The sequence below is a fragment of the Sphingomonas sp. CL5.1 genome (assembly GCF_013344685.1).
GTDB lineage: Bacteria > Pseudomonadota > Alphaproteobacteria > Sphingomonadales > Sphingomonadaceae > Sphingomonas.
This window is the reverse complement of the sequence record NZ_CP050137.1, coordinates 2,406,727-2,420,146: the sequence shown is the minus strand read 5'-3', so window position 1 is coordinate 2,420,146 and position 13,420 is coordinate 2,406,727. Positions and strand designations below refer to the sequence as shown.

At 67.2% G+C, this 13,420-nt stretch carries 12 protein-coding genes and 1 tRNA gene; 5 read left to right on the top strand and 8 right to left on the bottom strand.

What is annotated here, in order from left to right; genetic code table 11:
• Positions 1 to 309 precede the first annotated feature (309 nt).
• From F9288_RS11750 to F9288_RS11735, 4 genes are read left to right on the top strand one after another with little or no spacing between them, the layout of a single operon-like run.
• Positions 310 to 1,293: an ArdC family protein gene (locus F9288_RS11750; RefSeq protein WP_174836962.1), complete on the top strand. Its 984-nt coding sequence runs from the start codon at positions 310 to 312 to the stop codon at positions 1,291 to 1,293.
• On the top strand, positions 1,290 to 1,691 hold the full coding sequence (locus tag F9288_RS11745) for a DUF2958 domain-containing protein (protein WP_174836961.1): 402 nt from the start codon (positions 1,290 to 1,292) through the stop codon (positions 1,689 to 1,691). Before F9288_RS11750 ends, F9288_RS11745 begins: the two co-directional genes overlap by 4 nt.
• Positions 1,691 to 2,923 (top strand): hypothetical protein, encoded by a 1,233-nt coding sequence (locus F9288_RS11740; protein ID WP_174836960.1) that lies wholly within the window; start codon positions 1,691 to 1,693, stop codon positions 2,921 to 2,923. Before F9288_RS11745 ends, F9288_RS11740 begins: the two co-directional genes overlap by 1 nt.
• On the top strand, positions 2,920 to 3,297 hold the full coding sequence (locus tag F9288_RS11735) for a hypothetical protein (protein WP_174836959.1): 378 nt from the start codon (positions 2,920 to 2,922) through the stop codon (positions 3,295 to 3,297). Before F9288_RS11740 ends, F9288_RS11735 begins: the two co-directional genes overlap by 4 nt.
• 303 nt (positions 3,298 to 3,600) lie before the next feature.
• Here F9288_RS11735 and F9288_RS11730 read toward each other — a convergent pair.
• Positions 3,601 to 3,677, bottom strand: a tRNA-Arg gene (locus F9288_RS11730).
• Positions 3,678 to 3,710: 33 nt separating this feature from the next.
• On the opposite strand from F9288_RS11730, the gene F9288_RS11725 reads away from it, so the two are divergent.
• Positions 3,711 to 4,259, top strand: a complete 549-nt coding sequence (locus tag F9288_RS11725) for a hypothetical protein (protein WP_174836958.1) — start codon at positions 3,711 to 3,713, stop codon at positions 4,257 to 4,259.
• 7 nt (positions 4,260 to 4,266) lie between these two features.
• Here F9288_RS11725 and F9288_RS11720 read toward each other — a convergent pair whose 3' ends face one another.
• The 7 genes from F9288_RS11720 to F9288_RS11690 form a co-directional block, all read right to left on the bottom strand.
• Positions 4,267 to 4,800, bottom strand: a complete 534-nt coding sequence (locus tag F9288_RS11720) for a GNAT family N-acetyltransferase (protein ID WP_174836957.1) — start codon at positions 4,798 to 4,800, stop codon at positions 4,267 to 4,269.
• Entirely contained in the window at positions 4,797 to 5,318 is a 522-nt protein-coding gene (locus F9288_RS11715; RefSeq protein WP_174836956.1) for a GNAT family N-acetyltransferase, read from the bottom strand. The genes F9288_RS11720 and F9288_RS11715 overlap by 4 nt, the downstream gene beginning before the upstream one ends.
• Positions 5,315 to 6,307, bottom strand: a complete 993-nt coding sequence (gene hemB / locus F9288_RS11710; RefSeq protein ID WP_174839049.1) for a porphobilinogen synthase — start codon at positions 6,305 to 6,307, stop codon at positions 5,315 to 5,317. The genes F9288_RS11715 and hemB overlap by 4 nt, the downstream gene beginning before the upstream one ends.
• 55 nt (positions 6,308 to 6,362) lie before the next feature.
• Complete coding sequence (locus tag F9288_RS11705) at positions 6,363 to 7,745, bottom strand: MATE family efflux transporter (RefSeq protein ID WP_174839048.1); 1,383 nt, start codon at positions 7,743 to 7,745, stop codon at positions 6,363 to 6,365.
• Positions 7,746 to 7,901: 156 nt separating this feature from the next.
• On the bottom strand, positions 7,902 to 10,625 hold the full coding sequence (locus F9288_RS11700) for a valine--tRNA ligase (protein ID WP_174836955.1): 2,724 nt from the start codon (positions 10,623 to 10,625) through the stop codon (positions 7,902 to 7,904).
• Positions 10,626 to 10,728: 103 nt separating this feature from the next.
• Complete coding sequence (locus F9288_RS11695; protein ID WP_174836954.1) at positions 10,729 to 11,298, bottom strand: hypothetical protein; 570 nt, start codon at positions 11,296 to 11,298, stop codon at positions 10,729 to 10,731.
• Between the two features lie 79 nt (positions 11,299 to 11,377).
• Positions 11,378 to 13,420, bottom strand: a complete 2,043-nt coding sequence (locus tag F9288_RS11690) for a S9 family peptidase (RefSeq protein WP_174836953.1) — start codon at positions 13,418 to 13,420, stop codon at positions 11,378 to 11,380.

The window sequence follows — 13,420 nt, the reverse complement described above, 5'->3', positions numbered from 1 at the left end:
TCACCTACGCTTCTTACATCGCAGGAATGTCTTGATAGCGTGGCTCTTGCATGTCCCCGCAAAGGTACATGCCGCGAGCGCTCGAGACTGACGACGTCGGGCAGTAGGCACCAAGCGCACACCAGCGGCACAGGATTGGCGGGGGGAAAGCCTTCCTCTGACGGCCAGCCCGAGGGTCTCCCCGGCCCCCTTTCGTGCGGGGCCGCCGCACCGAGGGCGCCCCGCCAGAGGGAGAGGATGGCTGGCTGGCCGTGACGGGTTGAGCGCGGAGAGAGAGGCTCGCCGCGGCCCGTCGCGAAAGGCAGCAACATGGCACATCCACGCGCCAACCGCCCGGCGGGCGACCGGGCCAACCTCTACCAGCAGATCACCGACCGGATCATCGCCGAACTCGAAGCCGGACGCGTCCCGTGGGTCCAGCCATGGGGCACCGCCAAAGCCGCGATCGGCTTGCCGCACAATGCCGTCAGCGATCGGCGTTACAGCGGCATCAACATCCTCACGCTCTGGGATGCCATGGTGTCGCGCGGTTTTGCGAGCCACGCCTTCCTGACCTTCCGGCAGGCGATCGCGCTCGGCGGCTCGGTCCGCAAGGGCGAGCGCGGAACGGCCGTGATCTATACCCGGCGCTTCATCCCACGCGAGGAGCGCCGCCGCGCCGATCTCGAAGGCCGTGAACCGAGCGGCGGCATCCCGTTCCTCAAATGGTTCACCGTCTTCTCGGTTGAACAATGCAACGGGCTTCCGGCGCATATCTGCGAACCGCCGCCCCCGATCCCCGACGGTCTGATCCTCCCGCAGGCCGATGCGCTCATCAAGGCGACCAAAGCCGACTTCCGCATCGGCGGTCCATCGGCCTTCTATTCGCCGACGCACGATTATGTGCAGGTGCCGCGCCCGGACGATTTCCACGATCCGGTGAACTGGCACCGCACCGCCTTTCACGAACTCGGTCATTGGGCGGGCGGCGCTGCGCGGCTCAACCGCGACCAGACCGGCGTGTTCGGCTCGGTCTCCTACGGCAAGGAGGAACTGATCGCCGAAATGGCCGGGGCGTTCGTCTGCGCCGCGCTCGGCATCACGCCCAGCGTGCGGCATGCGGACTATCTTGGCTCCTGGCTGGAAATCATCCGCGAAGACAATCGTGCGATCCTGCGCGCCGCGAGTGCGGCATCGAAAGCGGCCGACTATCTGCTCGCCTTCCAGCCGCAGGCCACCATCGCCGCCAATGACGATGACCCCGACCATGATCCCGACGGGGCCATGGCTCTTGAAGGGAGGATCGTGGCATGATCCTCGTCACCCCGGAAATCCGCGCGGCGCTGCGCGCCAACGATCGCGCCCGCTTCTCGGCACAGGCGAACGGCCAGCGCGAGCCCGATCCGGTGCCCGTGGTCCGCTTCTTCAACCCGGTCGGAGCCGCCACCTGGCTCGCCACGGAGATCGATGATGACGGGATCATGTTCGGCGTTGCCGACCTCGGGTTCGGCTCGCCCGAGCTGGGCAGCTTCGCGCTCGAGGAGATGGAGTCGATCCGGCTGCCGTTCGGGCTTGGCATCGAGCGCGATATCCTGTTCGAAGGCGCCTTCCCCTTGTCGGTCTATGCCGAGGCCGCGCGCCGTGTCGGTTCGCTCGTCCTCGCCGAGCGTCATCTCCGCAAGGCGGCCGCCGCATTGAAGGGAGGCCGGTGATGCGCTTCGCCAGATGGCCCAGGCCGACTCCCTATGTCGAAACCTCGCGCAAGCGCGCCGCCTTCGTCACCAAGCAGCGGCGCCAGCGCGAGGCGCTGCCGCTGTTCGCCGACCTGATCGCCGCCGGCCAGCATAGCGTCGACGAGGAGATGGCGCACCGCGCACGATGGTGGCCCGAACAACAGCAACGGCTTCGCGACGAACGCGCCGCGGTGTGGCGGCGGGCACGCGCGCGGCTGTTCGAGTTCCCGGCGGCGAAACGCAAGACCATTCGCCGGACCTGGCGCGACTGTCCGTATCCGGCCGACCCTTATGGCTTCGCCGACTTCCTCCACCAGATCCGCGTCGGCCGGCTCGATCCCGATCGCCCGCCCTGGCGGTTTCATGCGCCGGTACGCGCACGGACCACGCCGGACCCGCAATGCTTCGGCGATGCCTTCAAGCGCGTCGGCCAGCGCATGATCGAACCCGAGCCGGGGATGCCGGCGGTCGAAGCGCCGCACTATGTCGGCAATCTCGGCAACGGCATCCTGTTCCTCGACGTCGTGCCACCCGCCGCACCGATCGACCCGGTGACGATCCATGTGCGCGGGGTGTGCACCGATGCCGATATCGCGCTGATCGGCCGTCTCGCCGCCGACGCCGAGAAGCGCGCGGTCAAGGTCGTGCGCGTCGATGTACCGCAGACGCGCGCGGCCGGCTTCTCGCATCGCTTGCTCATCCTTCCCTGTTCGGCGACCAAGCGGCACGACCCCGGTTGGATACCAGCATGGGAACGCTACGACGGGCCGCTCTGGCAGACATGGCGGACGGTCGATCCGGAGCGGCGGCTCGCACGCGTCGGTTTCCTCTCGGCGCGCTATGGGTTCCGCACCACCGATAGCCCGATCGAGGATTATGATGCGCGGCTGACGCCCGACCTTGCCGAGCGGATGATCGCCGGCGGCATGACGACGCGATGGCCACGACCGCCGTCGCCGAACAAGCCCGACAATTACGGCTCGCATCCCGGCTGCGAGATCGCCTCGCTCGCCTATCACGGCACCCGGCCGTTCACCCATGTCGCGTTGGTCGGGGGCGGGCTTTACCTCAAGGTGATGCGCGCCTTCCTCGACGGCTTTCGCGAGATGCGCTGCGTCACCGCCGACGCCGAGATCACCGAGATCAACGCGGGGATCGGCGTGATGCGCCAGCGTCTGCACGTCTGGCTCGAACAGTGGCGTGGGCGGTGACCGGGCCGTTCCCGTCTGACCATAATGGTGGACCGCCACTCGAAGAGGACGAGGGGCCGCCGGTGCCGCGTTATTGCAAATACTGTCGGCATTGGTCGCCGCCGTCCGATGGGGAGGTCCGGACCTATGAATGGTTCCGGCTCGGCCTGTCGCGTCGCCGGGTGAAGCGACCGAGCGGGACGTGCGATCGCGTGCTGATGCAGCCGGGCAAGCCGCTCGCCTTCGCGGCCACGGTCGACACGTTCGGCTGCCTCAATTTCTCGACCAAGCCGCCGCCACCCGTTCAGCGCGGGCGCGGATTCGTCACGGTCTATGAGGGCGACCACATCGTCTGGCAGGGGCATGAGGAGGACGTGCCCGAGGAATATCGCTAGGCGTCACCTTGTGCTTCGACGATCGGCTTTTGAAACAGCCGAAATAGCGCATCTTTGATCGACCATATCGCCTCGCCGCAGCCCAAACGGTCAGCGGTTCGGTGCAAACTGAGCTTGCGATAGCGGATTTCGAACTCGCGTCAGCGTCGCGAACATACCGTCTGAGAGAACATGACGGCGAGAATTTCATTGATTCGCTTTATGGAGGGAAATTCCCCTCCATAAACCCTCCATAAGATGAAATTCTATGGAGGGGCCATATTCTCCTCATCAGCTAAGCCACTGATTTACCGAAGAGAAAAATGGCGCGCCCGGAACGATTCGAACGTCCGACCCTCAGATTCGTAGTCTGATGCTCTATCCAGCTGAGCTACGGGCGCTTGGGAGGCGCCTCCCTAGAAGGGGTTTTCGCGTTGCGCAAGAGCGTTGCGAACACTTTTCTCGCTCCGTACAGCACGAAGGCGATGAAGCGTCTCATTCCCCTTGTGGCTCTGGCGGTTTCGCTCGGAGCCTGCGCCGAGCATGACTATCCCTCGCTGCTGCCGCGCGCGGGCGAGCAGCTCGATTTCCGCGAGCCGACAGCCCCCCCTCCCCAGCCGGTCGCGGCCGATCCTTCGCTCGATTCGCGAATTGCCGCCGCGCGCGATGTCCTGAAACAGGCCGCTACCGCCTTCGGCGAAGCGGCGGTTCGCGCCGAACGGCTGACCAGGGCGGCGAGCGGCGCTCCGGCGGGAAGCGATGCGTGGCTCGACGCGCAGACCGCGCTGGCCGATCTCGACGCCGCCCGCGCGCGGCAGGTGGATATCCTGACCGATCTGGAGCAACTCGCCTCCGATCGCGCCGTGACGCTTGCCCCGCCCTATCCCGCGCTCGATCAGGCAGTAGCCGAGGCTCAGCAGGCCGCCGATGCTTCGGCGGCGCGAATCGCGGCGTTGCAGCAGGGTCTCGCGCCGGCGACATGAGCAGGATCTATCGCGGCCGCGCGATCCGATAGGCCAGATGTCGGCGTAAAGGATCGCCGGGCGCGAGCCACGGGTGATCGAAATCGCCCGCCGGGTCGCGCGTCATGCCGAGCCGGATCATCAGGCCCCAGCTCCGCTCGTTGGCGGGAACGGTGATCGCGGTGACCTCCGGCCAGTCGGTCGTGCGCCAAGCCCGGTCGAGCGACCCCCGCGCCGCCTCCAGCGCATAGCCCTGTCCCCATGAAGCGCGCGACAGCCGCCAGCCGATCTCCGGCTGGCCGGCGATCGGCGTCCCGGCCGGACCGGGCTTGATCCCGCAGAAACCGAGGAAAGCGCCGTCGCCGCGCCGCTCGACCGCCCAGAAGCAGGTATTGTGCTCGTCGGCGCAGGCGTTCTGCCGCACGGCCGCCGCCGCGCAATCCGCGCGCGACATCGGCGGCCCGAGGTAACGCATCACCTCCGGGTCCTGTCCCATCGCGAAGAATGGCGCGACGTCCGTCTCACGCCAGCGCCGGAGCAGGAGGCGCGGGGTTTCGATCACGGGCGCTCGATCCGATAGGTCACCGTATCGGACAGCGGATCGCCCGGTGCGAACGAGGGATGGGGGAAGTCCATGACCGGGACGTGGCGCATCCCGAGCCGCTCCATCAGGCCCCGGCTCTTCGCGTTCCGGCGCGCGGTGATCGCGACGATCGCCGCATCGTCGCGCGTCGCCCAGCCCCACGCGATGCTCGCCTCGGCCGCCTCCCGCGCGTAGCCGCCGCCCCACCAGGGCACCGCAAGCATCCAGCCGACCTCGAGCATACTCTCGATCGGTGTGCCCGGCGCCCCCGGCTTCAGGCCGCAGAAACCGATCGTTGCGCCGTCCTCGCGCTGTTCCACTACGAAGAAACCGAGCGGATCATAAGAAGAATGACGCGCGATCGTCGCATCGCTGTCCGCCGCTGACTTCACCGGTCCGAGATCGACCATCACACGCGGATCGGCCCACATCGCCTGAAGCGGCGCGCGATCGCGCTCCTCGAACGGGCGCAGGACGAGACGTTCCGTCTCGATCATCCGGCCAGCAATCTCGCGGCATGGGCCGCATGATAGGTAAGAATGCCGGAACAACCCGCGCGGCGGAAGGCCAGCAGCGTCTCCAGCACCAGGGCGTCGCGATCACCCGCGCCCGCCGCCGCGGCGGCCTCGATCATCGCATATTCGCCGGACACCTGATAAGCGAACACCGGCACCGCGAACGCCTCCTTCACGCGGCATACGATGTCGAGATAAGGCAGGCCCGGCTTCACCATCACGCTGTCCGCGCCCTCCGCGAGGTCCATCGCCACCTCGCGCAGCGCCTCCTCGGCATTGGCGTGATCCATCTGGTAGGTCTTCTTGTCGCCCTTCAGCAGCCCGCGACTGCCCACCGCGTCACGGAACGGGCCGTAGAAGGCGCTGGCGTATTTGGCGGCATAGGCCATGATCTGCACGTTGATGTGCCCCGCGCCCTCCAGCGCGGCGCGGATCGTGCCGATGCGGCCATCCATCATGTCCGACGGAGCGATGATGTCCGCCCCCGCCGCCGCCTGGTTGAGCGACTGGCCGACCAGCACCTCCACCGTCGCGTCGTTGAGCACATAGCCGCCCGCATCGACCAGCCCGTCATGCCCGTGCGCGGTATAGGGGTCGAGCGCGACGTCGGTCAGCACCCCCACCTCCGGCACCGCGTCCTTGATCGCGCGGATCGCGCGGCACATCAGATTGTCCGGGTTGAGCGCCTCGCGCCCGTCGTCGGTGCGCAGCGCGGGCGGCGTATAGGGGAACAGGGCGAGGCAAGGAATGCCGAGATCGCGCGCCTCGCGCGCGCGCGCGACGATGCCGTCGACCGACCAGCGCGACACGCCGGGCAGGCTGGCGATCGGCTCCTCCACCCCCTGCCCCTCCGTGATGAACAGCGGCCAGATCAGGTCGGCGGGAGTCAGCACCGTCTCGCGATGCAGGCGGCGGCTCCAGTCGGCGATGCGGGTACGGCGAAGGCGAAGCGCGGGGAAGGATGCGTGCATGATGCCGCGCGACATGCGCTTTCGCGCAGCGCGGAGCAAGCCTTGGGCCAGGACCCTAGCTCACCGGATGCAGGTTCGCCGCCGGCTCGATATCGGCATGGCTGCGTTCGTCGACATGCTCCTCCGGCACCAGCAGCCCGGCGCGGCGCCACGGCCCGTAGAGATAGTATAGCACCGCCAGCGCGAGGTTCACGATCGAGCCGAGCGGGAAGCTCCACCACAGGGCATTCGCGCCCCACACCGGATCGAGGCTGAGCGCCAACCCAAGCCGCACCGGGAACATCGAGATCGCGAGGATGATGAGCGGCCCCCACACCGCGCCGTTCGCGCGCACCGTGCCGAACAGCACCATCGTCGCGCCGAACAGGATCAGGCCCCAGGTGACGATCAGGTTGATGTGCCGCGCGACGGGCACCGCCGGGCTGTCCGCGCCGATGAACAGGCTGAGCAGCGGACGATCGAACAGCACCACCAGCATCACCATCGTGCCGGTCATCATCACGTTGTAGATCAGCCCGGCGCGGGTGATGCGCGTCACCCGGTCCCACTGGCCCGCGCCGATATTCTGCGCCGCCATCGCCGACACCGCCGCGCCGATCGCCATCGCCGGCATCTGGACGTAGTTCCAGAGCTGCTGCGTGATGCCATAGGCCGCGATCGTGTCGATGCCGTGCCGGTTGACCAGCCCGATCATCACCAGCGACGAGGTGGACATCACCAGCATCTGCGCACCCATCGGCAGCCCCTTGCCGACGATCGTGCGCACCAGCGCCATGTCGGGCAACAGGTAGCGCAGTTCCGCGCCCTTCAAGCGCAGCGGCAGGTCAGCGACCTGGATATGCAGCACCAGCGCCGTCACCGCGACGACATTGGCGATCAGCGTCGCCGTGGCCGATCCCGCGATGCCGAGCCGGGGAAAAGGCCCCACGCCGATGATGAGCAACGGGTTCAGCCCCGCGTCCAGCACGACGCACAGCCCCATGAACCACAGCGGCGTCACCGAATCGCCCGTGCCGCGCAACCCCATGAACATCAGCACCAGCAGCATCGACGCCGGCAGGCCGAGGAAGATCACGCGCAGATAGGTCAGCGCCGGATCGAACGCGCCCGGCGGCGTCGCGAGCAGGCGGAGGATCTGCGGCGCGAAGATCCAGCCGAGCGTCGAGACGGTGATCGCCGTCGCCAGCACCAGCCCGATCGCCGAGCCGAACGCGCGCCGCGCCGCCTCCACGTCGCGCCGGCCCCAGCTCTGGCCGACCATGATCGTCGCCGCCATGCCGAAGCCGAACACCGCGCCGAACGTGAGGAACATGATGATATTGGCGTTGGAGGTCGCGGCCAGCGCCCCTTCGCCAAGGAAGCGCCCGACCCAGATCGCGTTGATCGAGCCGTTCAGCGATTGCAGGATGTTCGACGCCAGTGTCGGCAGCGCGAACATCAGCAGCGCCGAGCCGATCGGCCCGGTCGTCAGGTTATGCGAATGGCCGTGCGGATGCCGCGGCGCGGCGGCGGGCGATCCTTGCGCTGCATCCGCTTCCGACACCTGCGACCCTTCCTTCGTTCGGGCGAGCCATAGCCCGCCGCATTGCCTCCGTCACCCCAGCCGCGCCAGCGCCGCCGCGAGCCGCTCGGCCTCCGCCGCCTTGTCGGCATGGTCGGCGCGCGCCTTCTCCACCGCTTCCGGTTTGGCGCGCTCGACAAAGCTCGCGTTGCCGAGCCGTGCGGCGAGAGCATCGCGCTCCTTCTCCGCGCCCGCGATCGACTTGGCGAGGCGGGCGCGTTCGGCGTCGAGGTCGATCGTTCCTTCCAATGCAATGAAGTAGGTATCGTCTCCCACAACAAACTGAACACCACTGCCCAGCAATGGAGTCTCGCCGACTCGACTTTCTCGCTCGCCCGACTTCAGATCGAACCGCATTCCCGTATTGAGGAAGGTCACCACGTCAACGCGACCCATCCGGTTAATTGTCGCGCGATAGCGATCGAACCGGTGAATCAAGGCATCAGGAAAGGTCGCGGGATCGGCGCTACCGGCTACGGTCTGATGTCCCAGTACGTAGAGCGCCGGGCGCGCTCCCGGCGGCACGTTCACCTCCGCTCTCACCTCGCGCTGGGTACTAAGGAAATCGATCAGCCAGTCCACCTCGGCCGCCGCCGCCGGATCGATCGCGCGCGCATCCACCATCGGCCATTGCGCGACGATCAGCTCATGCGCGCGGGGGGCGAGCGCATGCCACAATTCCTCGGTGATGAACGGCATGAACGGATGCAGCACCACCAGCACCTGATCGAGCACCCAGCCCGCGACGGCGCGCGTCTCGTCGTCGATCTGACTCTTGATGAGCTCCAGATACCAGTCGCAGAACTGGCTCCACACGAAGTGGTAGATGGCGTTGGCAGCCGCGTCGAAGCGCAGCTCCGCCAGCGCGAGATCGACCGACTGGATCGCCTTCACGCACTCGCCGACGATCCACTTGTTGACCGCCGCGTTCGCCGCCGGCGGCTCCAGCGTGGCCGATCCGCCGATGCCGTTAGCCTGGCAGAAGCGGCTGGCGTTCCACAGCTTCGTCGCGAAGTTGCGATAACCCTCGACGCGCTTCTCATCCATCTTGATGTCGCGGCCCTGGCTCTCCATCGCCGCCATGAAGAAGCGCAGCGCATCCGCACCATATTTGTCGATCAGCCCGAGCGGATCGACGGTATTGCCCTTCGACTTGGACATCTTCGCGCCGTCCGCCGCGCGCACCAGCCCGTGCAGATAGAGCGTGCGGAACGGCACGTCCTTCATGAAATGCAGGCCCTGCATCATCATGCGGGCGTCCCAGAAGAACAGGATGTCGAAGCCGGAGATCAGCACGTCATTGGGGTAGCGGCCGTGGAGCGTGGGATCGGCATCCTCCGGCCAGCCCATCGTCGCGAACGGCCAGAGCGCGGAGGAGAACCATGTGTCGAGCACGTCCGGGTCCTGCACCAGCGCCACGCCCTCGCCGGCCTGCGCCTGTGCGTCCGCCTCGCTCTCCGCGACGAAGATGCGGCCATCATCCGCGAACCACGCCGGGATGCGATGTCCCCACCACAATTGCCGCGAGACGCACCACGGCTGGATGTTGTCCATCCAGTTGAAATAGGTCTTTTCCCACGTCTTCGGCACGATGCGCGTCTTGCCGGAGGTGACCGCCTCGATCGCCGGCTTCGCCAGCGTCGCTGCATCGACATACCATTGGTCGGTCAGCCACGGCTCGATCACCTCGCCGGAACGGTCGCCGTAGGGCGTCTGGATCACGCGATCCTCGACACGCTCCAGGAAGCCCTCCGCCTCCAGCCGCTCGACCACCTGCTTGCGCGCCCAGAAGCGGTCGATGCCGATCAGATCGGCCGGGATCAGGCCGTCCGCCACCTGCGTCACCTGCGCCTTGGCATCGAGCATGTTGAGCATGTCGCGCGCCTCGATCCCGGCGCGCCTGCCGACCTCGAAGTCGTTGAAATCATGGCCCGGCGTGATCTTCACCGCGCCCGATCCTAGCTCGGGATCGGCATGTTCGTCGGCGATGATCGGGATCAGCCGGCCGGTGATCGGCAGTTTCACGCGCTTGCCGATCAGCGCCTTGTAGCGTTCATCCTCCGGGTTCACCGCCACGGCCATGTCGGCCAGCATCGTCTCCGGCCGCGTCGTCGCGACCGAGATGAAGCCGCTGCCGTCCGCCAGCGGATAGCGCAGGTGCCAGAACTTGCCGTTCACCTCGCGCGTCTCGACCTCGAGGTCGCTGATCGCGGTGCCGAGGCCGGGATCCCAGTTCACCAGCCTTTTGTCGCGATAGATCAGGCCCTGCCGATGCAGGTCCACGAACACCTTCAGCACCGCCTTGCTGAAGCCCTCGTCCATCGTGAACCGCTCGTTCGCCCAGTCCATCGAGCAGCCGAGCCGGCGGAGCTGGCGCGTGATCGCGCCGCCGCTCTGCGCCTTCCATTCCCACACCTTCGCGACGAATTCCTCGCGGGTGAAATCGGTGCGCTTCTCCTGCCGCTCTGCCATCTGGCGCTCGACCACCATCTGCGTCGCGATGCCGGCATGGTCGGTGCCGACCACCCAGAGCGCATCCTTGCCCTTCAGCCGCGCGTGGCGCGTCAGGATATCCTGCAACGTATTGTCGAGCGCATGCCCGATGTGCAGCGAGCCGGTGACGTTCGGCGGCGGGTTGACGATCGTCCACGGCTCCGCGCCCGGCCGTTCGGGGCGGAACAGGCCCTTGCCCTCCCAATGCGCATACCAGCGCGATTCGATTTCGGCGGGGTCGAAGGTCTTGGACAGTTCGGTCATGCAGCGGCTTTACCGGTGGAGCGCCAAAAGAAAAGCCGGCGCACGCAATCAGGGCGACCCCCGTGGCCAGGGGCCGCCCGTGAAAGCGCGCTACGAGGGAGCTTCAGATCGTGCGCGGATCGTATTTCTTCGGCGCGGGCGCGTCGGCCTTCACCGGGATCGTCCTGATCGCCGGAGCGGTATCGGCAGGCGCGACCACCTGCTGCTGCGGCCGATCCGGCGCCGGGCAATCGCCGCTCGTGTGCCGCACCACCTGCGGCTGCTTGCCCGCGCCATAGGACGTCATCTGGAACGAACGGGTGCAGCCGCCCTGCCCGCCGATGCTGGCCGAATAGAAGGAATAGGAAACCGTGCCGGCCGGCAGCGACCCGAGCACGGCCGGATCGGGCGACACCGCCGCCTGACGCATCATCGCGGCGGCCTGCCGATCCATGTCCGCGAACATCCGGTCGAACGCGGCGAACATCGGATCGGGCGCGAAGGCCACGGGCAAGGCGATCCGCTCGACCGGGGCGAAGGCCACCACCGGCGGCGTATCGCCGAGATAATGGATATGCTCGATCGAACCATCCGGCAGCGCGACGTCGAGCGCATGGACGCGCTCCGCGGCATAAGCGCCGCCCGCGATCAGCAGCGCACCCGCGCCGGCAAGCAACATATTGGAAACACGCATCGATCAACCTCTCGAAGGAAACTGACGGAGCGTGTTCCCGATTAGACCCGCGAAGCTGAACCCGTGATGAAAGGGCGCGTCAGCGCGCGCCCTTTCCCGTCCATCTGTCCATCCAGCCGATCACTTCGCCGTACCATTGGCGCGAATTGCGCGGCTTCAGCACCCAATGGTTCTCGTTCGGGTTGACGATCAGGCGCGAGGGAATGTCGCGCCGCTGGAGCGCGGTGAAGGCGGCGATGCCCTGCGTATAGGGGATGCGGAAATCCCGCTCGCCGGTGATGACCAGCATCGGAGTCTTCCATTTGTCGACGTAGTTCACCGGGTTCCATTTCTCGAACGCGGCCGGGTCCTCGTAATAGGCCTTGCCGCCATGCTCCCATTCGTCGAACCACAGTTCCTCGGTCTCATACGCCATGGCGCGGGCATCGAATACGCCGTCGTGCTGGACGATGCACTTGAAGCGATCGGGCCACTGGCCCTCGATCCAGTTCATCATATAGCCGCCATAGGACGCGCCGATCGCGCACGCGTCGTCCGCGGCGAGCCAGGGGAATTTATCGGTCGCGGCGGCGAGGCCCTTCTTCAGGTCTTCCAGCGGCCAGCCGCCCCAATTGTTGCGGATCGCATCGGTGAACGCCTGCCCGTATCCGGTCGAGCCGTGGAAATCGATCGCGACGAGGCCGTAACCCGCGCCCGCGAACACCGCCGGATTCCAGCGATACGACCAGCTATTGTTCGACGACCCCTGCGGCCCGCCGTGGACCATATAGGCGATCGGCGCCTTGCCGGTGAGGCCATAGGGCTTCACCGCATAGCCCCACACGGTATCGCCGTTCGCGCCCTTGAAGCTGAAGCGCGCCACCTCCGGCATGTCGACGCCGGCGAGCTTCGCCGCGTTGACCGAGGTGAGCCGTTCGGGCGCGCCCTTGCCGGCGATGCGCCAGAAATCGTCCGGCGCGGTCAGGCTGTTCATCGCCACGATCACGCCGCCGGGCGTGACGTTGACCGACGAGACATTGCCCTCCTGCGTCAGCCGGGTGATCTGGCCGTTCTGCGCGTCGACCCGCCACAGCGGGTTCTCCTGCGTGTCCTCGGCGGTGACGTAGAGCGATTTCGAATCCGGCGCCCAGGCGATCGAGCCGACCGAGCGATCCCACCGCTCCGTGAGCGACACGGTCTTGCCGGTGGCGAGATCGCGCACCGTCAGGACCTGGCGGTCGGCCTCGTAGCCGGGGCGGCGCATCGCGAACCATGCGAGCTTGCGCCCGTCCGGCGAGACGACCGGCTGGTTGTCGGTCGCCTTGTTGTCGGCGGTCACGTTCACCGGCGCGCGGCTGCCGTCCGCCGGCGCTTCGAAGATGTCGAGATTGGTGGAGAGCGGCTCGATCCGCCCCGCCTCGCGCATCGCGAAATAGATCGTCTTGCCGTCGGGCGACCATGCGATCTCCTCGCCGCCGCCGAACGGCCTGGAGGGCGTGTCGCCGACCAGCGCGCCGACGATCGCCTTGCCGTTGCCCGGCGCGCCGGTCGCGGCAAGCGGCAGGACGAAGAGTTGCGAGCGGGTGCCGTCCGCCCATCTGTCCCAATGGCGGACGAACAACTGGTCGTAGGTGCGCGCCTCGCCGGCATTGGGGTCTTTCTTCACCATCGGCGGCTCGAGCGACGGCGCGCCCGGCATGCGATCCGCCCAGACGACGAGGCGGTCGCCGGTCGGCGCGACCTTGAAGCCGTTGAAACCGCCCTTGAAGTCGGTGATCCTGCGCGGCGCGCCGCCGGTGACGGGCACCGCCCAGATCGCATCCTCGCCGCCGCGATCGGAGGAGAAATAGACCAGTTCGCCGACGATCTGCGGATCTGATTCGCTCACCGCCGGATCGGCGACCAGCTTCTCCGGCCGCGCGCCGCGCCTCGAAAGATCAAGCTTCCAGAGGTCGGATCGCCCCTTGTTCGCGGCGAGATCGGTCTCGCGCTGCGCCCACACCAGCCATCTGCCGTTGGCGGAAACGGTGGGGGAGCCGACGCGCGACAAACTGATCACGTCGTCGATGGTGAGCGGACGCGCCGCGGCGGGGGCGGCGGCAACGGCGATGGCGAGCAGACTCGCGACGGAAAGCGATTTCAT

Coding starts and splice junctions, on each gene's coding strand:
- F9288_RS11750 (WP_174836962.1), top strand. CDS start 310: ATGGCACATCCACGCGCCAACCGCCCGGCGGGCGACCGGGCCAACCTC.
- F9288_RS11745 (WP_174836961.1), top strand. CDS start 1,290: ATGATCCTCGTCACCCCGGAAATCCGCGCGGCGCTGCGCGCCAACGAT.
- F9288_RS11740 (WP_174836960.1), top strand. CDS start 1,691: ATGCGCTTCGCCAGATGGCCCAGGCCGACTCCCTATGTCGAAACCTCG.
- F9288_RS11715 (WP_174836956.1), bottom strand. CDS start 5,318: ATGATCGAGACGGAACGTCTCGTCCTGCGCCCGTTCGAGGAGCGCGAT.
- hemB (WP_174839049.1), bottom strand. CDS start 6,307: ATGCACGCATCCTTCCCCGCGCTTCGCCTTCGCCGTACCCGCATCGCC.
- F9288_RS11705 (WP_174839048.1), bottom strand. CDS start 7,745: ATGTTCGCGCTGCCGACACTGGCGTCGAACATCCTGCAATCGCTGAAC.
- F9288_RS11700 (WP_174836955.1), bottom strand. CDS start 10,625: ATGACCGAACTGTCCAAGACCTTCGACCCCGCCGAAATCGAATCGCGC.
- F9288_RS11695 (WP_174836954.1), bottom strand. CDS start 11,298: ATGCGTGTTTCCAATATGTTGCTTGCCGGCGCGGGTGCGCTGCTGATC.
- F9288_RS11690 (WP_174836953.1), bottom strand. CDS start 13,420: ATGAAATCGCTTTCCGTCGCGAGTCTGCTCGCCATCGCCGTTGCCGCC.